This window comes from Olsenella absiana, assembly GCF_036408855.1.
Taxonomy (GTDB): domain Bacteria; phylum Actinomycetota; class Coriobacteriia; order Coriobacteriales; family Atopobiaceae; genus Olsenella_K; species Olsenella_K absiana.
Genome location: NZ_JAZGJQ010000003.1, coordinates 133,009 through 156,746 on the forward strand (window position 1 = coordinate 133,009; position 23,738 = coordinate 156,746).

Genomic DNA, 23,738 nt, shown 5'->3' on the forward strand with positions numbered 1-23,738 from the left:
TGTGAGGTGATATCAGCGTGGAAGAGATGCCCAAGACGTACGACCCCAGTACCAACGAGCAGGAGCTTATCGATAGCTGGATCAAGGCCGGCTGCTACCGGCGCAGCAAGGGCGTGGGGGACTGCACGGTCGTGATCCCGCCCCCCAACGTGACCGGCATCCTGCACATGGGTCACGCCATGGACGACACCATCCAGGACACCTACGTCCGCTACAACCGCATGCGCGGCAGGTCGACCCGCTGGATCCTCGGCACCGACCACGCCGGCATCGCGACGCAGACCAAGGTGGACAAGAAGCTCAAGAGCGAGGGCATCTCCCGCCTGGAGATCGGCCGCGACGCCTTCCTCGAGGAGTGCTGGAAGTGGCGCAAGGAGTACGGCGGCACGATCGTCTCGCAGATCAGGCGCATGGGCTGCTCGATCGACTTCGAGGACGAGAAGTTCACGATGAGCCCTGAGTACGCCAAAGCCGTCCGCAAGGTCTTCTGCGACTGGTACCACGACGGGCTGATCTACCGCGGCAAGCGCATCGTCAACTGGTGCCCCAACTGCCGCACGGCCATCTCCGACGACGAGGCAGAGTACAAGGACGAGAAGGGCCACCTCTGGTACCTGCGCTACCCCCTCGAGGAGCCGGTGGACGGCGTCTCCTACATCACCGTCGCCACGACCCGCCCCGAGACCATGCTCGGCGACACCGGCGTCGCCGTCTCCCCCGAGGACGAGGAGAAGGCCAAGCTCGTGGGCAGGAACGTCGTCCTGCCGATCGTGGGCCGCAAGATCCCGATCTTCTCGGACTGGCACGTCGACAAGGGCTTCGGCACCGGCTTCGTGAAGGTCACGCCCGCCCACGACCCCAACGACTACGCAATGGGCCAGACGCACGGCCTCGAGCAGATCAACATCTTCGACGAGACCGCGCACGTGGTCGAGGGCTACGGCGAGTTCAGCGGCATGGACCGCGACCAGGCGCGCGAGGCCATCGTCGCCTGGTTCGACGAGCACGGCCTCCTCGACCACGTCGAGGAGCTCGACCACTCGGTCATGCACTGCTACCGCTGCGGCACCGCGCTCGAGCCCTGGCTCTCCGAGCAGTGGTTCGTCGCCGTCGACAGGCTCAAGGAGCGCGCGACCCAGGTGGTCAAGGACGGCGAGGTCAGCTTCCACCCCGCGCGCTGGACGCAGACCTACCTCACCTGGATGGACAACCTCAAGGACTGGTGCATCTCGCGCCAGCTGTGGTGGGGCCACCGCATCCCCGTCTTCTACTGCGAGGACTGCGGCTGGGAGGACGCCCTCATGGAGGACACGGACGTGTGCCCCAAGTGCGGCGGTCATCACGTGCACCAGGACGAGGACGTGCTGGACACCTGGTTCTCCAGCCAGCTGTGGACCTTCGCCACGCAGGGCTGGCCCGACCACCCCGAGCAGATGGAGGGGCACCACCCCACCAAGGTCCTCGTGACCGCCCGCGACATCATCGCTCTGTGGGTCGCCCGCATGATCATGAGCTCACTGTACTTCACCGACGAGGTGCCCTTCCACGACGTCTACATCTACGCCACCATCCTCGCCAAGGACGGCAGCCGCATGAGCAAGTCCAAGGGCAACGGCGTCGACCCCATGGACCTCATCGAGAAGTACGGCGCGGACGCGATGCGCTACAACCTGCTCACCCTCATCACCAACAACCAGGACGTCAAGTTCGACGCCAACCTGGACAAGAAGACGCGCAAGCTGATCGACTCGCCGCGCACGGACGCCGCGCGCTCGTTCGTGACCAAGATCTGGAACGCGAGCCGCTTCGTCCAGATGAACCTGGGCGGCTACACCCCCGGCGAGCCCAAGGCGGAGACGCCCGAGGACGCGTGGATGCTCTCGCGCCTCGCGCGCATCGTCGAGAGCAGCACGCGCGACCTCGAGGAGTACAACTTCGGCGACTACGCCCGCAACGTCCAGAGCTTCTTCTGGAGCGACGTCTGCGACTGGTACATCGAGCTCTGCAAGGGGCGCCTGCTGGACGGCGACGCCGCCGAGAAGCTGCAGGTCCAGCGCAACCTCGTCTTCGTGCTTGACTGCGCGCTCAGGGTCATGCACCCCGTGATGCCGTTCGTGACCGAGAGGATCTGGGACTCGCTGCCCGCCAGCGGCCTGGACGACCACTCCGCCGAGTTCCTGATGCTCGCAGCGTGGCCCGAGCCCGAGCGCCTCGCGCGGTTCGTGAACGAGCGCGCCGAGGGCGAGTTCGAGCTGGCGAAGCGCGTCATCTCCCAGGTGCGCTCCGCCCGTGCGCGCTACCGCCTGTCGCCCCGCGCCGAGCTCGACGTCGCCGTCAGGGCGACCGCCGAGGACAGCGCGGTGCTCGACAGCCAGCGCGACTTCATCAGGCGCGTGGGCTTCGTGGGCGAGCTCTCCCTCGGTCCCGACCAGGAGAAGCCCGCCGGGTCGGTTTCCTTCGTCGACGGCGGCCTCGAGATCTTCGTGACCCTGGGCGGCCTGGTGGACCTGACGAGCGAGTCCAAGCGGCTCGAGAAGGAGCTCTCCAAGAGCGAGAAGCAGCTGGCCGGCGTGGTTCGCACCCTCTCCAACCAGGGCTTCCTGGCGAAGGCGACCCCGGAGGTCGTGGCCAAGAAGAACGAGCAGCGAGACGAGCTCGAGCTGACCATCCAGCAGCTCAAGTCCCAGATCGCGGACCTCGCGTAGTTTCGCGCGTGCGTCGCGTGGCCTACGGTAGGCCTCGAGCGTGCCTCGGCGGGCCTCGAGGAACCTCGCGAAGGCCCAGGCGGGCATAGCGAGAGATGCTGCACCACAGGAGCCCCGGCAGGCCACGTGCCCGCCGGGGCTCGTGCTTGCCCGGACCGCCTCGGGGCACCGCGGGGCGCCGCCCGTGCTGCCGCGGGGCGCCGCCCGCCCGGCATCGCGCACCTCCGACGCAGTTCTCAGCACGGGATTGTGCAATTTGACGGGTTAGGGATGGGTCACGGGCGAACCGGAGGCGCCTGGTGACTCGATTCGGATCTCGGTTTCGACGTTTCCCCAGGATTCGGAGACCAGAAGAAGCCGGAGGCGTGGCCGTGGGCAAGGGATGGCCCCCGGCGTGCCCGCGACCCGTCCCCAAGTGGCGGAATTGCACAAACCGAATCGAGAAACGCGGCGCCGCCCGTGCCGCCGCCTGTGGGCAGGCTACAGCCCGAGGAGCCGACGGGAGTTGTGGGCGCAGGTCGCGCGGAGCGCCTCCACGAAGGCAGGGTCGACCTGCGGGCCGGCCCCGGCGCGGCCTGCGGAGCGGATCCGCGCGAGACCGACGAGGGCGCGCTCGAGCGAGCCCTCCAACTCCCCCTCGAGAAGCGGCTCGCCCTCGTGCGCGGGGAGGTCCGTCTCAAGCAGGAGCCGGTCTGCCGGTACGAGCTTCAGCTGTTCCTTCGCCCTTCGGGTGCGGACCTGCCGCTCGTTCACGGAGAAGTAGCAGCCGGCCCGGATGGCGCGCCAGAGCTCCGGCGTGGAGCCGGAGAACCAGTGCAGGACGCAGCGGCAGCGCCCCGCGGCTCCGTCGGCGGCACCGGTAGCCCCGGCGGTCCCAGCGGCACCGGCATCCGCGGAGTCCAGGGCCCCAGCCTCCTGCAAGACGTCCAGGCACGCGTCGACGGAGGCAACCGAGTGGATCGACACAACCGCCCCCGAGCGCGCCGCCACGCGTGCCACGCGCCGGAACGCCGCGAGCTGTCGGTCGTGGGAGGCGGGGTCGGTGTGGCGGTCGGAGAAATCGAGCCCCACCTCGCCGACGTAGGGGACGTCGCCCAGTGAATCCAGGAGCTCGAGGTCCTCATCGCCCACGCGGCCGTCCGCGACCCACCACGGGTGCAGGCCCAGGCCGAGCCTCACGTTGGGCGAGAAGGACCAGGGCTCGCGGCGCGCGGCGAGGTACGCCGCGGGTTCCACCGTGTTGGCGAACAGGGCGACGCCGTCGCGCTCGGCGCGTGCCACGACGTCGGCCGCGTTCGACATGAGGTCGAGGTGGACGTGGGCATCGCACAGGCGCGGGGAGCCGCCGTGCGCGTCCGGCGTGTCGCGAGCATACGCCGCGCCGCAGGGGTCTCCCGTGCCTCTGGTGCGTCCCTCGCCGCGAGGGAGCGCTGCCTCACGCGCGCCCACGCTACCAGCCCCCGCGTCCCGGCTGGGCGCACTCGAGGCCGACGAGGTCGCAGATGACGCGGCCGGCGATGACCTGCCCCATGACGGGCGGGATGTAGCTCATCGTGCCGAGGATGGAGCCCTTGTCGGCCGGCCTCGTGCTGTGGTCGCGCGGCCCGTCGATGGGCTCCACGGACAGCGGGACCTCATCGGACCAGAGCACCTTGAGGCCCTTGATGCCGCGACGGCGGCACTCCTTGCGCATGACGCGGCAGAGCGGGTCGACCTCGGTCCGGGAGATGTCGGAGACGCGGAAGCGGGTGGGGTCGATCTTGTTCGCCCCGCCCATGGAGGAGATCTCGCGCAGGCCCTCGTCGGCGCACCATCGGGCGATCGCGAGCTTCTGGGCCACGGTGTCGATGGCGTCGACCACGTAGTCGGGCCGGGGGAGGGCGCCGAGCTGCTCGGCGACGCGGTCCTTCTCGATGAAGGCCTTGAGGCAGGTCACGTGGCATGCGGGGTTGATATCCGCGACGAGCTCGCGCATCGCCTCGGTCTTGTCGCGGCCGAGGGTGCTCACGCGCGCGACCGCCTGCCGGTTGATGTTGGAGGGGCCCACCACGTCGCGGTCGACGAGCACGAGGCCGCCGACGCCGCCGCGGGCGAGCGCGACCACGCAGTTGGAGCCCACGCCGCCGAGGCCGAGCACCATGACCGTCGAGGCTCGGAGACGATCCAGGCCCTCGCGGCCGAGCACGATCTGGAGGCGGTCGGTCGCGGTCTCCTCGCGCGCCACCGCCTGCGAGCCTGCCGCCCCTTCGCGCGCGGGCGTCCACGCGCCCACCGCCTGTCGCGCGTCCCGCTCCGTCTCTGCCTTCTGCACCTGGACCCCCGCCTTCCTTCCGCGTACCGCTGTCGACCCTGACCCCGGCGGCCCTGCCCCCGGCGACCCTGAACCCGGCGACCCTAACGATAGCGCGCGAGCGCCTTGAGCATGATGCCGAGGATGACCGTGAGGCCGTCGACGAGGCTCGCCTCGCTCACCCACTCGTCGCGGGTGTGGAGCAGCCCGCCGCGCACGGCGCCCACGTTCACGGCGGGGACCTTGAGGGAGAGGGGGATGTTTGCGTCGGTGGAGGCCGGCGTGAGGTCGGGCTTCTCGCCCGTGACGGCCTCCACGACCTCGGCGGCCTCGCTCTCGATGACGGCGAGCTTCTCCTGGTCCACGCCGCTGTCGCACGGGCGGTCGCCGATGAGCTCCACGTCGATGCGCGCGTCGGGGCGCTCGGCCTCGTGCACGATGTGCATCAGGCGGTCATGGAGGCGCAGCAGCGACGCCTGGCTCTGCGCGCGGTACTCCACGGTCATCGTCGCGTTCGCCGCGATGCTGTTGACGGTCGAGCCGCCCTTGATGGTGCCGACGTTGTACGTCACGCCCTCGGGCGGCTCGAGCGCGTAGAGGCCCTCCACGACCTGGCAGAGGACCTCGATCGCGTTGGTGCGCCCGAAGTCCCTGAGGGAGTGGCCGCCCTGGGTCGTGCAGGTGATCCGGTAGCGGTGCGAACCGACCGCGTGGGTGATGACCTGCGGCAGGTAGAGGTCGAAGCTGTGGTGCTCGCAGATCCTCTCCCCGTACTCCTCATAGAGGGCGCGCGTGCCGCGCAGGTTGCCGAGGCCCTCCTCGCAGGAGTTCGCCACCACGAGGACTGCGGTGCCGGTGGGGAGGAGCTCCTGGTTGGCGAGGAGGAAGCGCGTCGCCATGAGCAGGCCGACGAGGTTGGCCGTGTCGTCGCCCACGCCGGGCGCGAAGAGGCGGTTCTTGTCCTCGTGCATCGGGAGTCGCGAGAGGTCGGGGGCCACGATGTCGGTGTGGGCGGAGAAGGCCACGAGCCTCGGGGCGTCCGGGTCCCCGACGAGGCAGATGGCGTTCTTGGCGTCGTCGACCTTGACGCGCGAGGCGCCGGCCGCGAGCAGCCACTCGATTACGAAGCGGGCGCGGGCCTCCTCGTGCCCCGAGGGGGAGGGGATCCGCGCGAGCGTCTTCAGGAGCTCGACCTCCTGGGGCAGCACGCGCGAGGCGTAGGCGCGGGTGCTCGCGATGGTCGGGAGCGGGCGGCGCGGCCGGACGGGCGGGGTCACGGCGACCGCGGCCGCCCCGCTGCCCTCGGTCGCCTGCGGCTCGGCCGCATGGCTGGCGGCCGCGGGGGTATCGGTCGTGGCGGCGTCGGTCGGCCGCGTCTGGTCGTGAGTGGGCATGCTTCCTCCTCGGTCCTTGCGCCCATTATGCACGAGCGCCGGCCCTTGCGCGTCCGCCGAGAAGGACGCGCAGCTGGAGGGCGAGGTCGGCGAGGGCCAGTGCGAAGAGGACGGCGAGGGAGGCGCGGGTGCCCCGCATGGTGGCGAGCGCGTACGCCTCGCTGCCGAGGGCGGCGCCCGCAGCCCCGCCTCTCCTGGGGTTGGGCCCAGGCCCTTTGCGCCGCCGGGGAAAGAGCGCTAGCGTATCCAGAGCGGATGGGAGGGGGCGAGGCCCCGTGACTCGTGATTGGAGAGAAGGATGGCGAAGGTTCTGCTCCTCAACGGCAGCCCGCACAAGGCTGGCTGCACGGCGACGGCGCTCGGGCTCGTGCAGGGGGAGCTCGAGGCCGCGGGCGTCGAGTGCGAGGCGGTCTGGCTGGGCAACGACCCGAGCGCCGGCTGCATGGCGTGCCACTATTGCGCGACGCACGGCGCGTGCGTGCGCAACGACGTCGTGAACGAGCTGCTGCCCAAGTTCGAGGAGGCGGACGGCCTCGTGGTCGGCAGCCCGGTCCACTACGCGAGCGCGACGGGCACCGTGACCTCGGTCCTCGACAGGCTCTTCTACGCGAAGGACTTCGACACGCGCTTCAAGGTGGGCGCGGCAGTCGTCAGCTGCAGGCGCGGCGGAGCGAGCGCGACCTTCGACCAGCTCAACAAGTACTTCACCATCTCGCAGATGCCGGTCGCCTCGAGCCGCTACTGGAACAGCGTGCACGGCAACACGCCCGAGGACGTCCTCAAGGACGTGGAGGGCTGCCAGACCATGCGGATGCTCGGCCGCAACCTGGCGTTCCTCGTGAAGTCCATCGCCCTGGGCAAGGAGGCCTACGGCCTTCCCGAGGTGGAGGACCCCAAGTGGACCAACTTCGCGGACGGCAAGTAGCCGGGCCGAAGGCGGGCTGCCGGCGCGCTGGCCGAGAAGGGCGGGCGAGGCCGATGAGCGAGGACGCGAGAGGCGAGGGCGTCCGTGCGGGCACCCCCGGCGTGCGCGAGGCCAAGCGGGAGCTGAGGGCGCGCATGCTCGTGGCGAGGTCCCGCCTGGGCGCCGAGGCGCGCGCCCGGGCGGACGGGCGGATCCGGCAGAACCTGGTCTCCCTTCCCGAGTTCGCGCGGGCGGACGTGGTCCTCGCCTACCTCGCCATAGGCGACGAGGTGGAGACGCGGGGGGTCATCCGGGACGCGTGGGCTGCGGGCAAGGCCGTCGCGCTCCCGCGCGTGGAGGGGCCGCACCGCATGGGCTTCTACCTCGTCGACGCGCGCGACGGGTTCGAGGAGTCGCTCGAGAGGAGCTCCTTCGGGGTGCTGGAGCCCGCCGGCGACCCTGACCGCCGCGTCTGCCCGGACGCGCTCGACGCGCATGCCCTGGCGGTGGTGCCGGGGCTCGCCTTCGACCGCACGGGCCTGAGGCTCGGCTACGGGGGCGGCTTCTACGACGCGTTCCTCGCGGGGTTCTGCGGAGCTGCGGCCGGGCTCTGCCGGGAGGCCTCGCTCCTCGACGCGCTCGAGGCCGAGCCGCACGACCGTGCGGTGGGCGTCGTCGTCACCGAGGGCGGCTGCCTCAGGACGAGTTGCGCCGTATGAGTCTATTGGATGGCCGAGCGCCCGTTTTCGCGACGCGGGGGCGACGGTGGGGCACAATGGGAGGTGGTCAGTTCGTCCCGTGAAACCCGGTAACCATTGGCGTCGACCAGCGCCATAAAGCGAAAGGAACCAAGGATGGCAAAGACGGACATCGAGATCGCCCAGGAAGCGACCATGCTCCCCATCACGCAGGTGGCCGAGAGGGCCGGCCTCAAGCCCGAGCAGCTCGAGCTCTATGGCAACCACAAGGCCAAGGTCGACATCCACGCCCTCAAGGACGCCCCGATGAAGGGCAAGCTCGTGCTCGTCACCGCCATCAACCCCACGCCGGCCGGCGAGGGCAAGACCACCACGTCCGTCGGCCTCGAGGACGCACTCTGCAGGATGGGCAAGAACGCCCTGCTCTGCCTGCGCGAGCCCTCGCTCGGCCCCGTCTTCGGCATCAAGGGCGGGGCCGCGGGCGGCGGCTACGCCCAGGTCGTCCCCATGGAGGACATCAACCTGCACTTCACCGGCGACTTCCACGCCATCGGCGCCGCCAACAACCTCTGCGCCGCCATGCTCGACAACCACATCAAGCAGGGCAACGCCCTCGGCATCGACCCGCGCCGCATCGTCTGGAAGCGCTGCGTCGACATGAACGACCGCCAGCTCAGGAGCGTCGTCGACGGCCTGGGCGGCGTCGCCAACGGCATGCCGCGCGAGGACGGCTTCGACATCACCGTGGCCTCCGAGGTCATGGCCGTGTTCTGCCTGGCGACCGACCTCATGGACCTCAAGGCGCGCCTCGGCCGCATGGTCGTGGCCTACACCTACGACCGCAGGCCGGTCACGGTCCACGACATCCACGCGGAGGGCGCCATGACGGCGCTGCTCAAGGACGCCATCAAGCCCAACCTCGTGCAGACGCTCGAGAACAACCCCGCCTTCGTCCACGGCGGGCCCTTCGCCAACATCGCCCACGGCTGCAACTCGGTCGAGGCCACGACCACGGCCCTGAAGCTCGCGGACTACGTCGTCACTGAGGCCGGCTTCGGCGCGGACCTCGGCGCGGAGAAGTTCCTCGACATCAAGTGCCGCTACGCGGGCATCAAGCCCGACGCGGTCGTGCTCGTCGCGACGGTGCGCGCGCTCAAGTACAACGGCGGCGTGCCGAAGGCCGAGCTCGGCGAGGAGAACCTCGAGGCCGTGCGCGCGGGCCTGCCCAACCTGCTGCGCCACGTCTCCAACGTCAAGGACGTCTGGGGCCTGCCGGTCGTCGTGGCCGTCAACGCCTTCCCGACGGACACGGAGGCGGAGCTCGCGCTCGTCGAGCGCGAGTGCGAGAAGCTCGGCGTCAACGTCGCGCTCTCCGAGGTCTGGGCCAAGGGTGGCGAGGGCGGCCTCGCGCTCGCCGAGGAGGTCGTGCGCCTGTGCGAGCAGCCGAGCGACTTCCGCTTCGCCTACGAGCTCGACGAGTCCCTGGGCGATAAGATCTCGGACATCGCGACCAAGGTCTACCACGCCGACGGCGTCGACTACACGACCAAGGCGGCCAAGCAGCTCAAGGAGCTGGAGGACCTCGGCTTCGGCGGCCTGCCGGTGTGCGTCGCCAAGACCCAGTACTCCTTCACCGACGACCAGCACAAGCTGGGGGCCCCCGAGGGCTTCCGCATCACGGTGCGCAACCTCAAGGTGTCCGCGGGCGCGGGCTTCGTGGTCGCCCTCACCGGCGACATCATGACGATGCCGGGCCTCCCCAAGGTGCCCGCCGCGGAGAAGATCGACGTGACGCCGGACGGCAGGATCGTCGGCCTGTTCTAGGCGACGAGACCGAGCGAGGCCATGCGGGCGGGGCGCCCCGATCCGGAGTGCCCCGCCTCGTCTGTGGCGCAGATGACCACCGTGAGAAAGTTGGCTTCCATGTACCAGAGAGTCGTGGACGCGAGCTGCGCGGAGTTCGCCGAGAGGCTCGCCGCGAAGCTGTCCGTCCCGGGCGGCGGGAGTGCCGCCGCCTACGTCGGTGCCCTCTCGAGCGCGCTCTGCTCGATGACGGCCGTCTTCACCGTAGGCAAGCCGCGCTATGCCGAGCACGAGCGCGACCTCGAGCGGATCCTCGGCGAGGCGGAGGGGGTCCGCCTAAGGCTCCTCGAGCTCGTCGACGCCGACGCCTCCGCCCTTGAGCCGCTGACGAGGGCCTACGCCCTCCCGAGGACGGACCCCGCTCGCGCGGCCACCCTCGAGCGGGCGACGAAGGACGCCTGCGCGGCGCCGATGGAGGCTATGGAGCTCGTGGCGCGCACGATCGACCTCGTCGACGAGGCGCAGCGCAAGTGCTCGAGGCTGCTCGTCTCGGACGCGGGGGTGGCGGCCCTTCTCGCTCGCGCGGCGCTCGAGGCGGCGAGCCTCAATGTCTTCGTGAACACCGCCAACCTCGCCGACCGCGCGTGGGCCGAGGCCACGGAGGCGCGCTGCGACGAGCTGCTCGCCACGTACGTGCCGAGGGCCGAGGCCGTCGAAGCGAGGGTCATGGAGAAGATCAGGGGGGCTGAGTGATGGCACGGCTGATGAGGGGGGCGCCGGTCGCGAAGGCACTCGTGGAGGAGGTCGCCGGGCGCGCGTCCGCGCTCGCGTCGGCGGGGGTGGTCCCGAAGCTCGCCGTCGTGCGGGTGGGCGCGCGGGAGGCGGACCTCTCCTACGAGCGGGGGATCGAGAAGCGCTGCGCCGCCTGCGGGATCGAGCTGGAGCACGTCCTTCTCGGCGACCGATGCACCTCGGCCGAGCTCGTCTCTGCGATCGAGCGCGTGGGCGAGGACGCCACCGTGCACGGGTGCCTCCTCATGAGGCCGCTGCCGGAGGGGCTCGACGAGGCTGCGGCGTGCGCCGCGATCGCGCCGGAGAAGGACGTGGACTGCGCGACGGCCGCCTCGCTGCTGGGCGTCTTCGAGGGGCGGGCGGTGGGCTTCCCGCCGTGCACGGCCGAGGCGGTCATGCAGGTCCTGCGCCACTACGGGGTCGCGCTGGCGGGCGCCGACGCCTGCGTCGTCGGCCGCTCCCTCGTGATCGGCCGGCCCGTGTCGATGATGCTCATGGGCGCCGACGCGACCGTCACGACGTGCCACTCGAGGACGCGCGACCTCGCCGCGCACTGCCGGGCGGCGGACGTCGTGGTCGTCGCCGCGGGGCATGCGGGCATCTTCGACGCCTCGTGCGCCGCCCCGGGCCAGGTCGTGGTCGACGTGGGGATCAACTGGGACGAGGAGGCGGGCAGGCTCGTGGGCGACGTCGACTTCGGAGCCGTGGAGCCCGTCGTGGGCGCGATCACGCCCGTGCCGGGCGGGGTGGGCGCCGTGACGACGGCCTGCCTGGCCATGCACGTGGTCGAGGCCGCGGAGAGGAGCGTGGGAAGATGATCGAGGAGACGAGCTCCTACCGCGAGGCGGAGCTGACGGGGGAGCGCGACGCCTTCGGGCGCGAGCTCAACGACCAGGGCTTCGCCCGCCTCGACAAGGCGAGGGCGGAGGCCGCCGTGCGCGAGTTCCTCCTCGCCATCGGGGAGGACCCGGACCGCGAGGGCCTCGCGGGCACGCCCGAGCGGGTGGCGCGCGCCTGCGAGGAGCTGCTCGGCGGCATGCAGGAGGACCCCGGGGCGCACCTGAGGAGGCAGTTCAGGGAGGACCACAACCAGGAGATGGTGGTCGTGAAGGACATCCCGTTCTCCTCGATGTGCGAGCACCACATCCTGCCTTTCGTGGGACGCGCCTCCGTCGCCTACATCCCGCGGGCGGGCCGCATCACGGGGCTCTCGAAGATAGCGCGCTGCGTCACGGGCTACGCCCGGCGCCTCCAGGTGCAGGAGCGGCTGACGTCCGAGATAGCAGACGCCCTGGTCGCCGAGCTCGACCCCCTGGGTGCGATGGTCGTCCTCGAGGCGGAGCACACCTGCATGACCATGCGGGGCGCGAGGAGCGCCGGGTCGCTCACCACGACGTCGGCCGTGCGCGGCGTCTTCAGGGAGGACATAAGGACGCGCGAGGAGGCCCTTCGCCTCCTCGGCAAGTAGGCGCGAGGCGCGCGAGGAGAGACATGTACCAGGTTCCGTTCGAGATTCCCGAATACACCTACGAAGAGGCGACGGCTCGGCTGCGCGAGACCCGGCGCTTCGGCATCCAGCCGATGCTCGAGAGCGTGGAGGACATGCTGGCAGAGCTCGGCGACCCCGACCTCGCCTTCAGGAGCCTGCAGGTCGCGGGCACCAACGGCAAGACGTCGACCTCGCGCTTCGCGGCGCAGGTCCTCATGGGCGAGGGCCTGCGGGTGGCGCTCTACACGTCGCCCGAGCTCGTGAGCCTGACCGAGCGCATGGAGGTGCAGGGCCACCCCGTGAGCGAGCCCGCCTTCGCCCACGGCGTCGCGGCGGCCCGCGAGGCGGGCCTGCGCGTCAACGCGCGCCGCGCGGCCGCGGGCGAGCGCCCCTACGACGTCACCGAGTTCGACCTCATCACCGTCGCCGCCTGCGTCGTCTTCGCCGAGGCCGGCGTGGACGTGGCGGTCCTCGAGTGCGGGATGGGCGGCCGCTGGGACGCCACCAGCGCCGTGAAGTCCATAGAGGGCGTCGCCGTGACCGGGATCGGCCTCGACCACATGCGTATCCTCGGCGACACGCTGGAGAAGATCGCGGGCGAGAAGGCCGCCATCATCAGGCGCGGCCGCACCTGCGTGCTCGGCGCGGGCACGGCGACGCCCGCCTCGGTCGAGGACGTCTTCCTCGCGCGCTGCGAGGAGGAGGGTGTGACGCCGGTGCTCGTGAGGCCCGAGGAGCCAGCCGACGCCGCCGGCGTGATGCAGCCCGGCGAGCCGCGGGCCCACGAGGGGTTGCCGCTCGCGACCTTCCACGTGCGCCAGCGCCCCGACAGGATCGGCGCCGCCCTCATCGTCGACGTTCGCCTGCCCGACGGCAGCACCCACGAGGGCCTCTCCGCGCTCAAGCCCGCCTACCAGGCCGCCAACGTCGCCTGCGCGACCGTCCTCTGCGAGCGCTGGCTCGGGCGGCGCCTCGACGACGAGCGCCTCTTCGACTCGGTGGTCCGCTGCCCCACGCCCGGCCGCTTCGACGTCCTGCGCGCCGACCCCTGCGTCCTCATCGACGCCTGCCACAACCCGCAGAGCGTCGCCGCCTTCCTCGAGTCCGTGCGCGAGGTCGCGCCGAACGAGGCGGAACGGCCGGCCCTTCTCTGCGCGGTCCTGGCCGACAAGGACGTCAAGGGCATCGTGCGCCTGCTCGCGCCCGAGTTCCCCGAGGTCTACGTGACCGAGACCTCCTCGCCGAGGGCGCTTCCGGCCCCAGAGCTCGCGGAGGCCTTCCTGCGGGAGGGAAGGCCCGTCTCGGGGACCTTCGGCTCCGTGCCCGAGGCCTGCGCGGCCCTCGCCGAGGTCGCGTACGTGGCCTGCGGCTCGATCACGACGGCGGGCGAGGTGGCCGCCATCCTGAGGCCGGGCGTCCAGAACAGGCGCGGGGGAGACGACATCACGGCCGGGCGCGCGTAGGCGCCGGCCACGGGGAAGGAGCAGCAGGTTGTACGGACTCAAGACTGAGGCGAGCTTCGACTCGGCCCACTTCCTGACCGACTACCACGGCAAGTGCGAGAACCTCCACGGGCACCGTTGGCGCATGGTCGCCTACATCCGCCAGGACGGCCTGGGCCAGGAGGGCACCGAGCGCGACATGGTGCTCGACTTCGGGGCCTTCAAGCGCGTCGTGCGCGAGGAGGCCGCGCGGCTCGACCACACCTTCCTCGTGGAGGAGGGGTCGCTCGCGCCGGAGACGCTCGAGGCGCTGGAGCGTGAGGGCTTCTCGCTCACCGTGCTGCCCTTCCGCACGACGGCCGAGAACCTCGCGCGCCACTTCGCGGAGCGCCTCCTCGCGCGCGGCCTGCCGGTGAGCCAGGTCGACTGCTACGAGACGCCGCTCAACTGCGCGACCTACTTCGTGGGCTAGGCGCGTTGTCGCCGGCGCTCCGACGGCGGTGCGGCGGGGCCCGCCGCCCCCTCGCCAGGCTGGCGCCCGCCGGCCGCACGGCCGCGCAGTCGTGCCGGCGTCGCCACGCCACCAGGGCGCCTTTGCTACAATCAAGAGAGCTTGGCTGGCGGCTTGCTGGCCGGAGGGCTGCCAGCGGTGCCGGCACGGCCTGGCTGCCAGCGCCTGAGACGAACCCCAAAGGAGCCTGTGCCCATGTCTGATCTTCTCGAGCAGATCATCACGCCCGAGGTGAGGATGGTCCTCTACCTCATCGTCGCGTTCATCGTGATGCTGTACGTCCTTTCTATCGTCTACGTGGTCCGCGACGCCCAGCGCAGGGGCGCGAACCCCTGGTGGCTGTGGGCGATCATCTCCGTGATCCCCATCATCGGTCTGCTCGCCTACGTGATCCTGCGCCCGAGCTCCTACCTCGTCGACCGCGAGGAGCAGGACCTCGACATCGCCCTGCGCGAGCACCAGCTCTCGCACTACGGCATCTGCCCGCAGTGCGGCGCGCCCATCGACCGGGACTTCGTGGTCTGCCCAATGTGCAACACGCAGGTCCGCAACGTCTGCCCGACCTGCCACCGCCCGCTCAACGCGGACTGGAAGGTCTGCCCGTACTGCCGTACGAGGATCCAGTAGCCCGCCCGTGCATGCCCGGCCGAGGCCGACCAGGCAGACTGAGCAGAGGAGGGTCCCGGCTTCGGCCGGGGCCCTCCCCTCGTCTCGCCCCTAGGGGCGCGGTCCTGCCGCCACGTAGCTAGAGGGGTTGGCGGGGTCGCCCCCTGAGTAGCGCGCGTAGCGCGGGTAGGCGAACAGCGGGAGGGGGTGGCTCCCCTCGCGCCCCTGGCGGTCGTATGCCACGACGCCGTCGGGGGCGGTGCCGGCGCAGACCCATTCGTCGAGTGCGCCCAGGAGGTCCGCGCCCATGTCGAACGCCCCGATCCCGTGGCCCATGCCAGGCACCACGAAGAGCCGCGCGAAGTCGCTGGTGTTCTCGCCGTAGCGCCCGGCCAGCGCCTCGAACCAGCGGATGGTTGCCGGGAAGGCGATGAGCTGGTCGTAGGTCCCGTGGTAGACCACGAGCTTCCCCCCGCGGTGGGCGAACCCGTCGAGGTCGGTGGACGAGGCGTCCAAGAGGCGGGCCGCCGCGATCAGCTCGTCTGCGTGGGCGCCTGCGTCGAAGTCCCGCGGGTCGAAGCCGGGGTCGCGCATGACCAGGTAGGAGAGGAAGTCGTCGGCGAACTGGGTGACGAGCCCGTCGCGCTCGGTGGGGCTGCTGGGGAGCACGTTGATGGCGACCAGGTTGGAGTCGTCTCGCAGGGGCTCGCCGAGCTCGACGGCGGGGCCGGGGTACTCGTCGGCCAGGGGGTAGCCGATGCCTTTGAGGTCGTAGGGCGCGGCGATGGCGGAGACGAGGTCCAGCTGGTGCGGGCTCAGGACTCCCGCCAGCACCGAGAGCGTCTCGTCGCGCCTTCCGGACGCCGCCGCAAGGTTGCAGACGAGACCGTCCTCCAGGCCGTCCAGGCCATCCAGGGTCCTCACGACCGCCCGCTCCGCCCGCTCCCAGAGCTCGGGGCCAATCCACGCGTCGGCCCCTGCGCGCTGGACGATGTCCCCGCACCGGGAGCCCCAGAGCCCCATCGCGACCCAATAGATGGCGGGGTAGCCCGCTATGACGCCGTCGAAGTCGGCGGGGTAGAGCTGCGCCGCTTTGAGCGCCTCCCTGCCGCCGTTGGAGGAGCCGCAGAAGTAGCTGTGCTCGGCGCTCGTGCCGTAGGCGTCGCGGACCAGGGCCGCCACCACGTCGTGGACCTTCTTGACGTGCTCGTGCGCGAAGTTGGCGAGCATCTCGTCGTCGAGGGCGAAGGTCGCCTGCTCGGGCTGGGCGAGGCCGCCCGCGGGGGCGCTGTGGCCCGAGTCGCTGCCGTAGACGACGTAGCCTTGCTCCACGGGCGTGGGCACGCCGTACCACTGCTCCGAGCCGACGCCCACCCTGTCCATGAGGGGGACGGAGCCGTCGAAGCCGCCGCCCCCGACCTGCAGCATCCTGCCGTTCCAGGTGTAGCGCGGCAGGCGCGCCTCGAAGCGGATGGGCTCCGCGGTGCCGCCCGCGGGGAGGATGCGCCCCCGGACGAGCCAGTAGGGGTCGGGCCCGTCCTCGTCCTCCTCGCTGACGAGGTCGACCTCCGCGCCGCCCGTGGGGAGGTCAATAAGGTCCCGGGGGATGTGGGAGGGGAGGGGCGTCTCGCCCCAGCGCTCTGCTTGTGTGCTCATGGTGACCTCGCATACGTGCCGCCTGGGATCGCGTCCCGGCGGGATGCCGGGCGTCGCGGGGATGGCACCTCCCCGCGGGGGCATCGTAGCACCTGTGCGGCCGCGTGGGCCGGCTCCGTCCGTGCGCGCGGGGGACCGTCTCGCGTGTGGGCGGCCCGCCTCTGGTATGGTGGTCGCGCGAGAAGGGGGAGACATGGGCGAGGGGGTCTTCGGGAGAGAGTCTCAGGGAGGGGGGCGCGCGGCCTCGGTCGGCGTCGCGGCGGCGCGCGGAGTGGCTCCCATGGCGGCGGGGGAGCTCGGGAGGCACGGCGCCTGCCCCCTGCGCTCGGGTCCCGACGGCTCCTGCCTCGACGGCATCCGCCTCTTCGCGAAGCTCCCCCGCGAGGCCAAGTTCGAGCTCATGCGGGGTGCCAGCCACCGGTCCTTCTCGCACGGGGAGACCGTCGTCAGGGAGGGCGACCCCATCAGCTCCATCCTCGTCATCAGGCGCGGGCGCATCAAGACCTTCCGGACCGACGTGGACGGGGAGGAGATCGTGCTCGACGTCCTCCACGAGGGCCAGGCGATCTGGCACGGCATGTTCATGGAGGAGAGCGCCTACCACTACTCCGTCGGCTGCCTCGAGGACGCGGAGGTCTGCTCGATCAGCCGGAGGAGCTTCGAGCGGATGCTCTCCTCCAACCCGCAGGCGAGCTTCGCCCTCATCCGGATGCTCTCCACCGAGCTGGTGGAGGCGGAGGAGAAGGCCATGCTGCTCGGGGTGCGCGACCCCAGGCGCCGCGTGGCCGGTTACCTGCTGCTTCGCGAGAAGCGCTGCCTGCACGGCGAGATCTCGCTCAAGCTCGAGGACATCGCCGGCTCGGTGTGCCTGAGGCCCGAGACCGTCTCGCGCAACGTGTCCAGGCTCGCGCGCGAGGGCGTCATCAAGCGCCTGGGCCGCGGCAAGCTCGTGGTCACCGACCACGAGAGGCTGCGCCGCATCGCCGAGTCCGAGAGCGACGAGTAGGGCGCGCCCCTTCCCGGCGAAATGTGTGCTTCCCGCTAGTATTTGGGGAAATCCCGCTTCCTTGACCAGAATCAAGGAACTGCGCGCGGACCGCCGATATCTTGTGCTTGTCAGTTGACGAGGGCGCAAGGTGTTGAGGGGGTACGCGTGGCGCAGGGTCGCATCCACTCCATAGAGACCTTCGGGTCGGTCGACGGGCCGGGCGTCAGGTTCGTTGTCTTCGTGCAGGGCTGCGCCCTCAGGTGCCGCTACTGCCACAACGCGGACACCTGGGACGCGAGCGCAGGCGAGCTTGCGGACTCCACGGAGCTCCTCGACCGCGCCGAGCGCTACCGCGCCTACTGGGGCGAGGAGGGCGGCATCACGGTCTCGGGCGGCGAGCCGCTCCTGCAGCTCGACTTCCTTCTCTCCCTCTTCGGCGAAGCGCACGAGCGCGGCATCTCGACCTGCCTCGACACGGCGCTCGCGCCCTTCACGCGCGAGCCCGGCTGGCTCGCGCGCTTCGACGAGCTCATGGGCGCGACCGACCTGGTGCTCGCCGACCTCAAGCACATCGACCCCGCCCGCCACGAGTGGCTCACGGGCAGGGGGAACGCCAACATCCTGGACGGCCTCGCCCACCTCGACGAGATCGGCCAGCCGGTCTGGGTCAGGCACGTCCTCGTGCCCGGCGTGACCGACGACGACGCCTACCTCGCGCGGACCGCGGAGTTCGTGTCGTCGCTCTCCAACGTGGAGCGCGTCGAGGTGCTCCCGTACCACACGATGGGTGCCTACAAATGGCGCGAGCTGGGGCTCGACTACCCCCTCGAGGGCGTCGAGCCGCCCGCGCCGGCAAGGATAGAGAACGCGGAGCGGATCCTCCGCGCCACCGAGACGAGGAGGTAGCGGCATGCGCGAGGAGTGGACCGGGTTCAAGGGGACCCACTGGCGGCGAGACGTGAACGTGCGCGACTTCATCCAGAGCAACTACGAGCCCTACGACGGGGACGAGTCCTTCCTCGCGGGGCCGACCGAGGCCACCGAGCGCCTCTGGGGTCGCGTCCAGGAGCTGCAGGCCGAGGAGCGCGCCCGCGGGGGCGTCCTCGAGTGCGAGTGCGAGGTCGTCTCAGGCCTCACCGCCTACGGCCCCGGATACATCGACGTCGAGCACCCCGAGCTCGAGCGCGTCGTGGGCCTGCAGACCGACAAGCCCCTCAAGCGCGCGTTCATGCCCTACGGCGGCATCCGCATGGCGCAGCAGGCGGCCGAGACCTACGGCTACCACGTGAACGACAAGTTCGACAAGATCTTCAACGAGTACCGCAAGACGCACAACCAGGCGGTCTTCGACGCCTACACCCCCGAGATGCGCGCCGCGCGCCACTCCCACATCATCACCGGCCTGCCCGACACCTACGGCCGCGGCCGCATCGTGGGCGACTACCGCCGCGTTGCCCTCTACGGCATCGACTTCCTTGTGGAGCAGAAGCGCGCCGACCTCGCCAACTGCGGCGACGGCACCATGACCGACGACGTCATCCGCCTGCGCGAGGATGTGGCCGACCAGATCCGCGCGCTCGCCGGCATGAAGGAGATGGCGCGCGCCTACGGCTTCGACATCTCCCGGCCGGCCGCCGACGCTCGCGAGGCCGTGCAGTGGCTCTACTTCGGCTACCTCGCCGCCATCAAGACGCAGAACGGCGCCGCGATGTCCGTCGGGCGCATCTCCACCTTCCTCGACATCTACCTCCAGCGCGACCTCGCGGCCGGCAGGATCTCCGAGCAGGAGGCCCAGGAGCTCATCGACCACCTGGTGCTCAAGTTCCGCATGGTCAAGTTCGCCCGCATCCCCTCCTACAACGAGCTCTTCTCGGGCGACCCCGTCTGGGCGACGCTCGAGGTCGCGGGCCTCGGCCAGGACGGCCGCCACATGGTCACCAGGACCGACTTCCGCTTCCTGCACACGCTGGAGAACATGGGACCGGCCCCCGAGCCCAACCTCACCGTGCTCTACTCGCGCCGGCTGCCCGAGGCCTTCCGCGCCTACGCGTCGCGCATCTCGATTCGCACCTCCTCGGTGCAGTACGAGAACGACGACGTGATGAGGCCCGTCTGGGGCGACGACTACAGCATCTGCTGCTGCGTCTCCGCGACGCAGACCGGCAAGGAGATGCAGTTCTTCGGCGCGCGCGCCAACCTCGCCAAGTGCCTCCTCTACGCCATCAACGGCGGCAAGGACGAGAAGTTCCTGGACAAGAGGACCGGCAGGCACCTGCAGGTGGGTCCCGAGCTCGCGCCGATCCAGGGCGAGTACCTCGACTACGACGAGGTCATGCACAAGTTCGACCTGATGATGGACTGGCTCTCCGGCCTCTACGTCAACATCCTCAACCTCATCCAGTACATGCACGACAAGTACTACTACGAGGCCGCCGAGATGGCGCTCATCGACACCGACGTGCGCCGCACCTTCGCCACGGGCATCGCCGGCTTCAGCCACGTGGTCGACTCGCTCTCCGCCATCAAGTACGCCCGCGTCCGCTGCGTGCGCGACGAGGAGGGCGTCGCCACCGGCTTCGAGGTCGAGGGCGACTTCCCCCGCTACGGCAACGACGACGACAGGGCCGACGAGATCGCCGTCTGGCTCCTGCGCACCTTCATCACCAAGGTGAGGAAGCACCACACCTACCGCGACTCGGAGCCCACGACCTCGATCCTCACGATCACCTCGAACGTGGTCTACGGCAAGGCCACCGGCGCCCTGCCGGACGGCCGCGAGGCCTTCGTGCCCTTCGCGCCCGGCGCCAACCCCTCCTACGGGGCGGAGAAGAACGGGCTGCTCGCGAGCCTCAACTCCGTGGCCAAGCTGCCCTACGAGTACGCGCTGGACGGCATCTCCAACACCCAGACCATCAACCCCGGCGCGCTCGGGCACACGGAGGACGAGCGCGTGCGCAACCTCGTGAGCGTGATGGATGGCTACTTCGCCAACGGAGCGCACCACCTGAACGTGAACGTCTTCGGTGTAGAGAAGCTCAAGGACGCCATGGAGCACCCGGAGAGGCCCGAGTACGCCAACTTCACCATCCGTGTCTCGGGGTACGCGGTGAAGTTCATCGACCTCACGCGCGAGCAGCAGCTCGACGTGATCGCCCGCACCTGCCACGACAGGATGTAGGGCGACGGGCGTCCCGCACCTACGGAGCGCCCGGACCTACGGGGCGCCCGGACCTACGGAGCGCCCCGCATCCCTTTCGGAGGGATGCGGGGCGTCTGCCGAAGCCGGAATTACGCACGATAGAGTTTGGGTTTGTGGATTTGCAGGGATTTCAGTAAACTTAAAGCCAATCGTGCGTAGTTCCCCTCGGTGAACACGGTCGCAATCGCCTGGCCATGACACAACTTCCGGGGCAGGGGGGCGCGGCATCGGCCCGCGCCGTTATGGCCGGGTCACTCGGCGGCGAGGTAGCCCGCCGCCGCCAGCCACGACCTGAGGTGGGCGTCCATGCGCGCGAACTCGCGGGCCGTGTCCGGCCTCTCCCAGGGCCGCTCGACCATGCGGAAGAGGTGGCCCTGGCGCACGGTCTCGCGCAGGCTCTCCGGGTAGCAGAGGTCCCACACGAAGCAGACGTGGCCGAGAAGGACGTCTGCTGGATGGTGGCGCGCGGCCCTGGGGATGGTGGAGTGGCGCCAGAACCAGGCCTTGCTCTCCTCGGAGAGCTCGCTTCCGAGCAGGTCGCGCTCGCTGATGCCGTAGATGTCCTCGACCGGGCGCACGCAGTTGACCTCGAGGATGTCGACCTTGTCCGCGTCCCTCAGCACCTGGCAGAAGAAGCGCGTGCGCTCGTCCAGGCGGGGAGGCAGGTGCCAGGAGCTGTGGAGGGCGACGGCGGTGCGGAGGAGGTCGTCCTCGGAGGGGTCCTCCACGAAGTCGCGGATGGCGGGAGGTGCGCCCGCGAAGCCCTCGAAGAGCACGCGCGCCCCGAGGTCGGCGTGGCTCGCGGAGCGGGAGTCGTCGAAGGTCCCCCACGTGCGGACCTGCACGAAGCGGCCGACGTCGTGGAGCAGGCCGAGGAGCCATGCCAGGTCGGCGGAGGCCTCCGGGTCCGCGCCGCGCCCTGCGTCCGCGGAGGCCTCCGGGTCCGCGCCGGGCCCTGCGCCCGCCTCGCTGCGGAGCTCGGAGCGCGCGATCTTCTCGGCCAGCTGCGCCACGCGCAGGGTGTGCTCCGCCTTGAGCGAGATCTTGGGGTCGCCGGCGTCGAAGCCGCCCACGTAGGCGTCGAAGGCGGCCCGCGCCCTCTCGCGGTCGATTTCCATGGTCTTTCCTCCTTGCGTTGCTTGCGTGACGAAGCGGTCCCGGTGGGGACCGGCTTCGTGCTCGGGCGTCAGGTGGTGTAGACTTTCCTGCGTATGTCGAGCTATACGGAGGCAAGAATGCGCTTAGGATCAGACCTGCCTCGCGCGGGAGCGCCGGGGACGCTGACTAGGTAGGCGCCTGCCCTTTTGCTGCGGCCCAGCCGTGCGGCAGTCGCCACCAACCGTTTGCCAGAAGACATCCAAGTGAGAGGTTTTATCACATGAAGGCACTGTTCAACGACGGCCACGTCGAGGAGATCCCCGAGGACCAGGAACTCCACGTGATCCGCCACTCCGCAGCCCACATCATGGCCCAGGCCATCGCGCGCCTCTACCCCGGGGCGAAGTTCGCCTACGGCCCCGCGACCGACAACGGCTTCTACTACGACGTCGATCTCGGCGACAGGAAGGTCTCCGAGGAGGACTTCCCCGCGATCGAGGCGGAGATGCGCAAGATCTGCAAGGAGAACCTCAAGTTCCAGGCCTTCGAGAAGCCGCGCGACGAGGCCGTCGCCTTCATGGCGGAGCGCGGCCAGGACTACAAGGTCGAGCACATCGGTGACCTCGACCCCAGCGTGCGCATCACCTTCTACCAGCAGGGCGAGTACGTCGACATGTGCGTGGGGCCCCACCTCCTCTACACCAAGGCGCTGAAGGCCTTCAAGCTCACGGCCGTCTCCGGCGCCTACTGGAAGGCCGACTCCAACAACAAGATGCTCACCCGCATCAACGGCGTCGCGTTCCGCAACAAGGATGAGATGGACGCCTACTTCAAGCTCCTCGAGGAGGCCGAGAAGCGCGACCACCGCAAGATCGGCAAGGAGATGGAGCTCTTCATGTTCTCGGACTTCGGTCCGGGCTTCCCCTTCTGGCTCCCCAACGGCATGAGGATCGTCAACTCCCTCAAGCAGTACTGGATGGAGATGCAGGACGCGTACGGCTATGAGCAGGTCGACACGCCGATCATCCTCTCCCGCCAGCTCTGGGAGACCTCGGGCCACTGGGACCACTACAAGGAGAACATGTACACCACGTCCATCGACGACGAGGACTACGCCATCAAGCCGATGAACTGCCCCGGCGCCTGCCTGATCTACAAGTCGCGCCCCCGCAGCTACCGTGACCTGCCGCTCAAGCTCGCCGAGGCCGGTAAGGACCACCGCCACGAGCTGCGCGGCGCCCTCCACGGCCTTTTCCGCGTGCGCTCCTTCACGCAGGACGACGCGCACCTCTTCATCCGCCCGGACCAGATCACCGAGCAGGTGACGGACGTCGCGCACCTGATCACGGCCTACTACAAGCAGTTCGGGTTCCCCTACAAGGTCGAGCTCTCCACCCGTCCGGATGACTCCATGGGCTCCGACGAGGACTGGGCGCTCGCCGAGCAGGGCCTCAAGGACGCGCTGGAGGCCATGGGCGTCGACTACACGCTCAACCCCGGCGACGGCGCCTTCTACGGCCCCAAGATCGACTTCCACCTGCAGGACTGCCTCGGCAGGACCTGGCAGTGCGGCACCATCCAGCTCGACTTCCAGCTCCCGCAGAACTTCGAGCTCGAGTACACCGACAAGGACGGCAGCAAGAAGCGCCCGATCATGATCCATCGCGCGGGCTTCGGCTCCTTCGAGCGCTTCATCGGCATGCTGACCGAGCAGTACGCGGGCAAGTTCCCGACCTGGCTCTCGCCCTGCCAGGTCAAGGTGCTCCCCGTCTCCGAGAAGACCCGCGAGTACGCCGACGAGGTAGCGCGCAAGCTCCGCGACGCCGGCGTGCGCGTCAAGGTGGACGAGCGCGACGAGAAGATCGGCTACAAGATCCGTGAGGCCCGCAGCATCGACCGCGTGCCGTACATGCTGATCCTCGGCGAGAAGGAGAAGGAGGCCGGCAACATCTCCGTGCGCGACCGCACCAACGAGACGCACACCGCCGAGCTGGACGACTTCATCGCCGACGTCACGGCCGAGATCCGCGAGCGCCGCGGCTAGAGGGCGCCGAGGCCGCAGGCGCTTGCGGCCACCCACGCCTTGGCAGAAGAGCCCCCATCCGGGACCCGAGCACGGGTCGGGACGGGGGCTCTTCCTCGTCGGGGGACGTCTGCGCCGGG

Annotated in this window: 19 protein-coding genes; 14 read left to right on the plus strand and 5 right to left on the minus strand. The window is 70.1% G+C overall.

Going from position 1 to position 23,738, the window contains the following annotated elements; all coding sequences use genetic code 11:
- Nucleotides 1-17 precede the first annotated feature (17 nt).
- On the plus strand, nt 18-2,705 hold the full coding sequence (locus VXJ25_RS04025; protein WP_330957928.1) for a valine--tRNA ligase: 2,688 nt from the start codon (nt 18-20) through the stop codon (nt 2,703-2,705).
- Nucleotides 2,706-3,185: 480 nt separating this feature from the next.
- On the opposite strand, the gene VXJ25_RS04030 is transcribed toward VXJ25_RS04025, so the two are convergent.
- The 3 genes from VXJ25_RS04030 to VXJ25_RS04040 all read right to left on the minus strand — a co-directional run bounded on the left by VXJ25_RS04030 (nt 3,186) and on the right by VXJ25_RS04040 (nt 6,389).
- Nucleotides 3,186-4,037 carry a TatD family hydrolase gene (locus VXJ25_RS04030; protein WP_330958092.1) on the minus strand — a complete coding sequence of 284 codons (852 nt, stop codon included), beginning with the start codon at nt 4,035-4,037 and terminating at the stop codon, nt 3,186-3,188.
- A 118-nt stretch (nt 4,038-4,155) separates the two neighbouring features.
- Nucleotides 4,156-5,016: a tRNA threonylcarbamoyladenosine dehydratase gene (locus VXJ25_RS04035; protein ID WP_330957929.1), complete on the minus strand. Its 861-nt coding sequence runs from the start codon at nt 5,014-5,016 to the stop codon at nt 4,156-4,158.
- An 83-nt stretch (nt 5,017-5,099) separates the two neighbouring features.
- Nucleotides 5,100-6,389, minus strand: coding sequence for a M20/M25/M40 family metallo-hydrolase (locus VXJ25_RS04040; RefSeq protein ID WP_330957930.1), 1,290 nt, complete (start codon nt 6,387-6,389; stop codon nt 5,100-5,102).
- 298 nt (nt 6,390-6,687) lie between these two features.
- Here VXJ25_RS04040 and VXJ25_RS04045 point away from each other — a divergent pair, with 298 nt between their 5' ends.
- From VXJ25_RS04045 to VXJ25_RS04085, 9 genes are all read left to right on the plus strand, one after another.
- Nucleotides 6,688-7,314 (plus strand): flavodoxin family protein, encoded by a 627-nt coding sequence (locus VXJ25_RS04045; protein ID WP_330957931.1) that lies wholly within the window; start codon nt 6,688-6,690, stop codon nt 7,312-7,314.
- 53 nt (nt 7,315-7,367) lie between these two features.
- Nucleotides 7,368-8,012, plus strand: a complete 645-nt coding sequence (locus VXJ25_RS04050; RefSeq protein ID WP_330957932.1) for a 5-formyltetrahydrofolate cyclo-ligase — start codon at nt 7,368-7,370, stop codon at nt 8,010-8,012.
- A 135-nt stretch (nt 8,013-8,147) separates the two neighbouring features.
- Nucleotides 8,148-9,815, plus strand: coding sequence for a formate--tetrahydrofolate ligase (locus tag VXJ25_RS04055; RefSeq protein ID WP_330957933.1), 1,668 nt, complete (start codon nt 8,148-8,150; stop codon nt 9,813-9,815).
- A gap of 99 nt (nt 9,816-9,914) precedes the next feature.
- Entirely contained in the window at nt 9,915-10,547 is a 633-nt protein-coding gene (locus VXJ25_RS04060; RefSeq protein ID WP_330957934.1) for a cyclodeaminase/cyclohydrolase family protein, read from the plus strand.
- A complete protein-coding gene (locus VXJ25_RS04065; protein WP_330957935.1) occupies nt 10,547-11,404 on the plus strand; it encodes a bifunctional 5,10-methylenetetrahydrofolate dehydrogenase/5,10-methenyltetrahydrofolate cyclohydrolase in 858 nt (285 codons plus the stop codon). Before VXJ25_RS04060 ends, VXJ25_RS04065 begins: the two co-directional genes overlap by 1 nt.
- Nucleotides 11,401-12,054 (plus strand): GTP cyclohydrolase I FolE, encoded by a 654-nt coding sequence (folE, locus tag VXJ25_RS04070; protein ID WP_330957936.1) that lies wholly within the window; start codon nt 11,401-11,403, stop codon nt 12,052-12,054. Before VXJ25_RS04065 ends, folE begins: the two co-directional genes overlap by 4 nt.
- Nucleotides 12,055-12,077: 23 nt before the next feature.
- Nucleotides 12,078-13,538 (plus strand): bifunctional folylpolyglutamate synthase/dihydrofolate synthase, encoded by a 1,461-nt coding sequence (locus VXJ25_RS04075; protein ID WP_330957937.1) that lies wholly within the window; start codon nt 12,078-12,080, stop codon nt 13,536-13,538.
- Nucleotides 13,539-13,566: 28 nt separating this feature from the next.
- Complete coding sequence (locus VXJ25_RS04080; protein ID WP_330957938.1) at nt 13,567-13,989, plus strand: 6-pyruvoyl trahydropterin synthase family protein; 423 nt, start codon at nt 13,567-13,569, stop codon at nt 13,987-13,989.
- Between the two features lie 234 nt (nt 13,990-14,223).
- Nucleotides 14,224-14,655 (plus strand): zinc ribbon domain-containing protein, encoded by a 432-nt coding sequence (locus VXJ25_RS04085; RefSeq protein WP_330957939.1) that lies wholly within the window; start codon nt 14,224-14,226, stop codon nt 14,653-14,655.
- Nucleotides 14,656-14,745: 90 nt separating this feature from the next.
- On the opposite strand, the gene VXJ25_RS04090 is transcribed toward VXJ25_RS04085, so the two are convergent.
- Nucleotides 14,746-16,290 carry a tannase/feruloyl esterase family alpha/beta hydrolase gene (locus VXJ25_RS04090; protein WP_330957940.1) on the minus strand — a complete coding sequence of 515 codons (1,545 nt, stop codon included), beginning with the start codon at nt 16,288-16,290 and terminating at the stop codon, nt 14,746-14,748.
- Between the two features lie 193 nt (nt 16,291-16,483).
- Here VXJ25_RS04090 and VXJ25_RS04095 point away from each other — a divergent pair, with 193 nt between their 5' ends.
- The 3 genes from VXJ25_RS04095 to pflB all read left to right on the plus strand — a co-directional run bounded on the left by VXJ25_RS04095 (nt 16,484) and on the right by pflB (nt 20,456).
- Nucleotides 16,484-17,296 carry a Crp/Fnr family transcriptional regulator gene (locus VXJ25_RS04095; RefSeq protein WP_330957941.1) on the plus strand — a complete coding sequence of 271 codons (813 nt, stop codon included), beginning with the start codon at nt 16,484-16,486 and terminating at the stop codon, nt 17,294-17,296.
- Between the two features lie 147 nt (nt 17,297-17,443).
- Complete coding sequence (pflA, locus tag VXJ25_RS04100; protein WP_330957942.1) at nt 17,444-18,184, plus strand: pyruvate formate-lyase-activating protein; 741 nt, start codon at nt 17,444-17,446, stop codon at nt 18,182-18,184.
- A gap of 4 nt (nt 18,185-18,188) precedes the next feature.
- Nucleotides 18,189-20,456 (plus strand): formate C-acetyltransferase, encoded by a 2,268-nt coding sequence (gene pflB, locus VXJ25_RS04105; RefSeq protein ID WP_330957943.1) that lies wholly within the window; start codon nt 18,189-18,191, stop codon nt 20,454-20,456.
- A gap of 272 nt (nt 20,457-20,728) precedes the next feature.
- Here the strand turns inward: pflB and VXJ25_RS04110 are convergent, their stop codons facing one another.
- On the minus strand, nt 20,729-21,595 hold the full coding sequence (locus VXJ25_RS04110; RefSeq protein ID WP_330957944.1) for an HD domain-containing protein: 867 nt from the start codon (nt 21,593-21,595) through the stop codon (nt 20,729-20,731).
- 260 nt (nt 21,596-21,855) lie between these two features.
- Between VXJ25_RS04110 and thrS the strand changes: the two genes are divergently transcribed.
- Complete coding sequence (thrS, locus tag VXJ25_RS04115; protein ID WP_330957945.1) at nt 21,856-23,619, plus strand: threonine--tRNA ligase; 1,764 nt, start codon at nt 21,856-21,858, stop codon at nt 23,617-23,619.
- Nucleotides 23,620-23,738 lie beyond the last annotated feature (119 nt).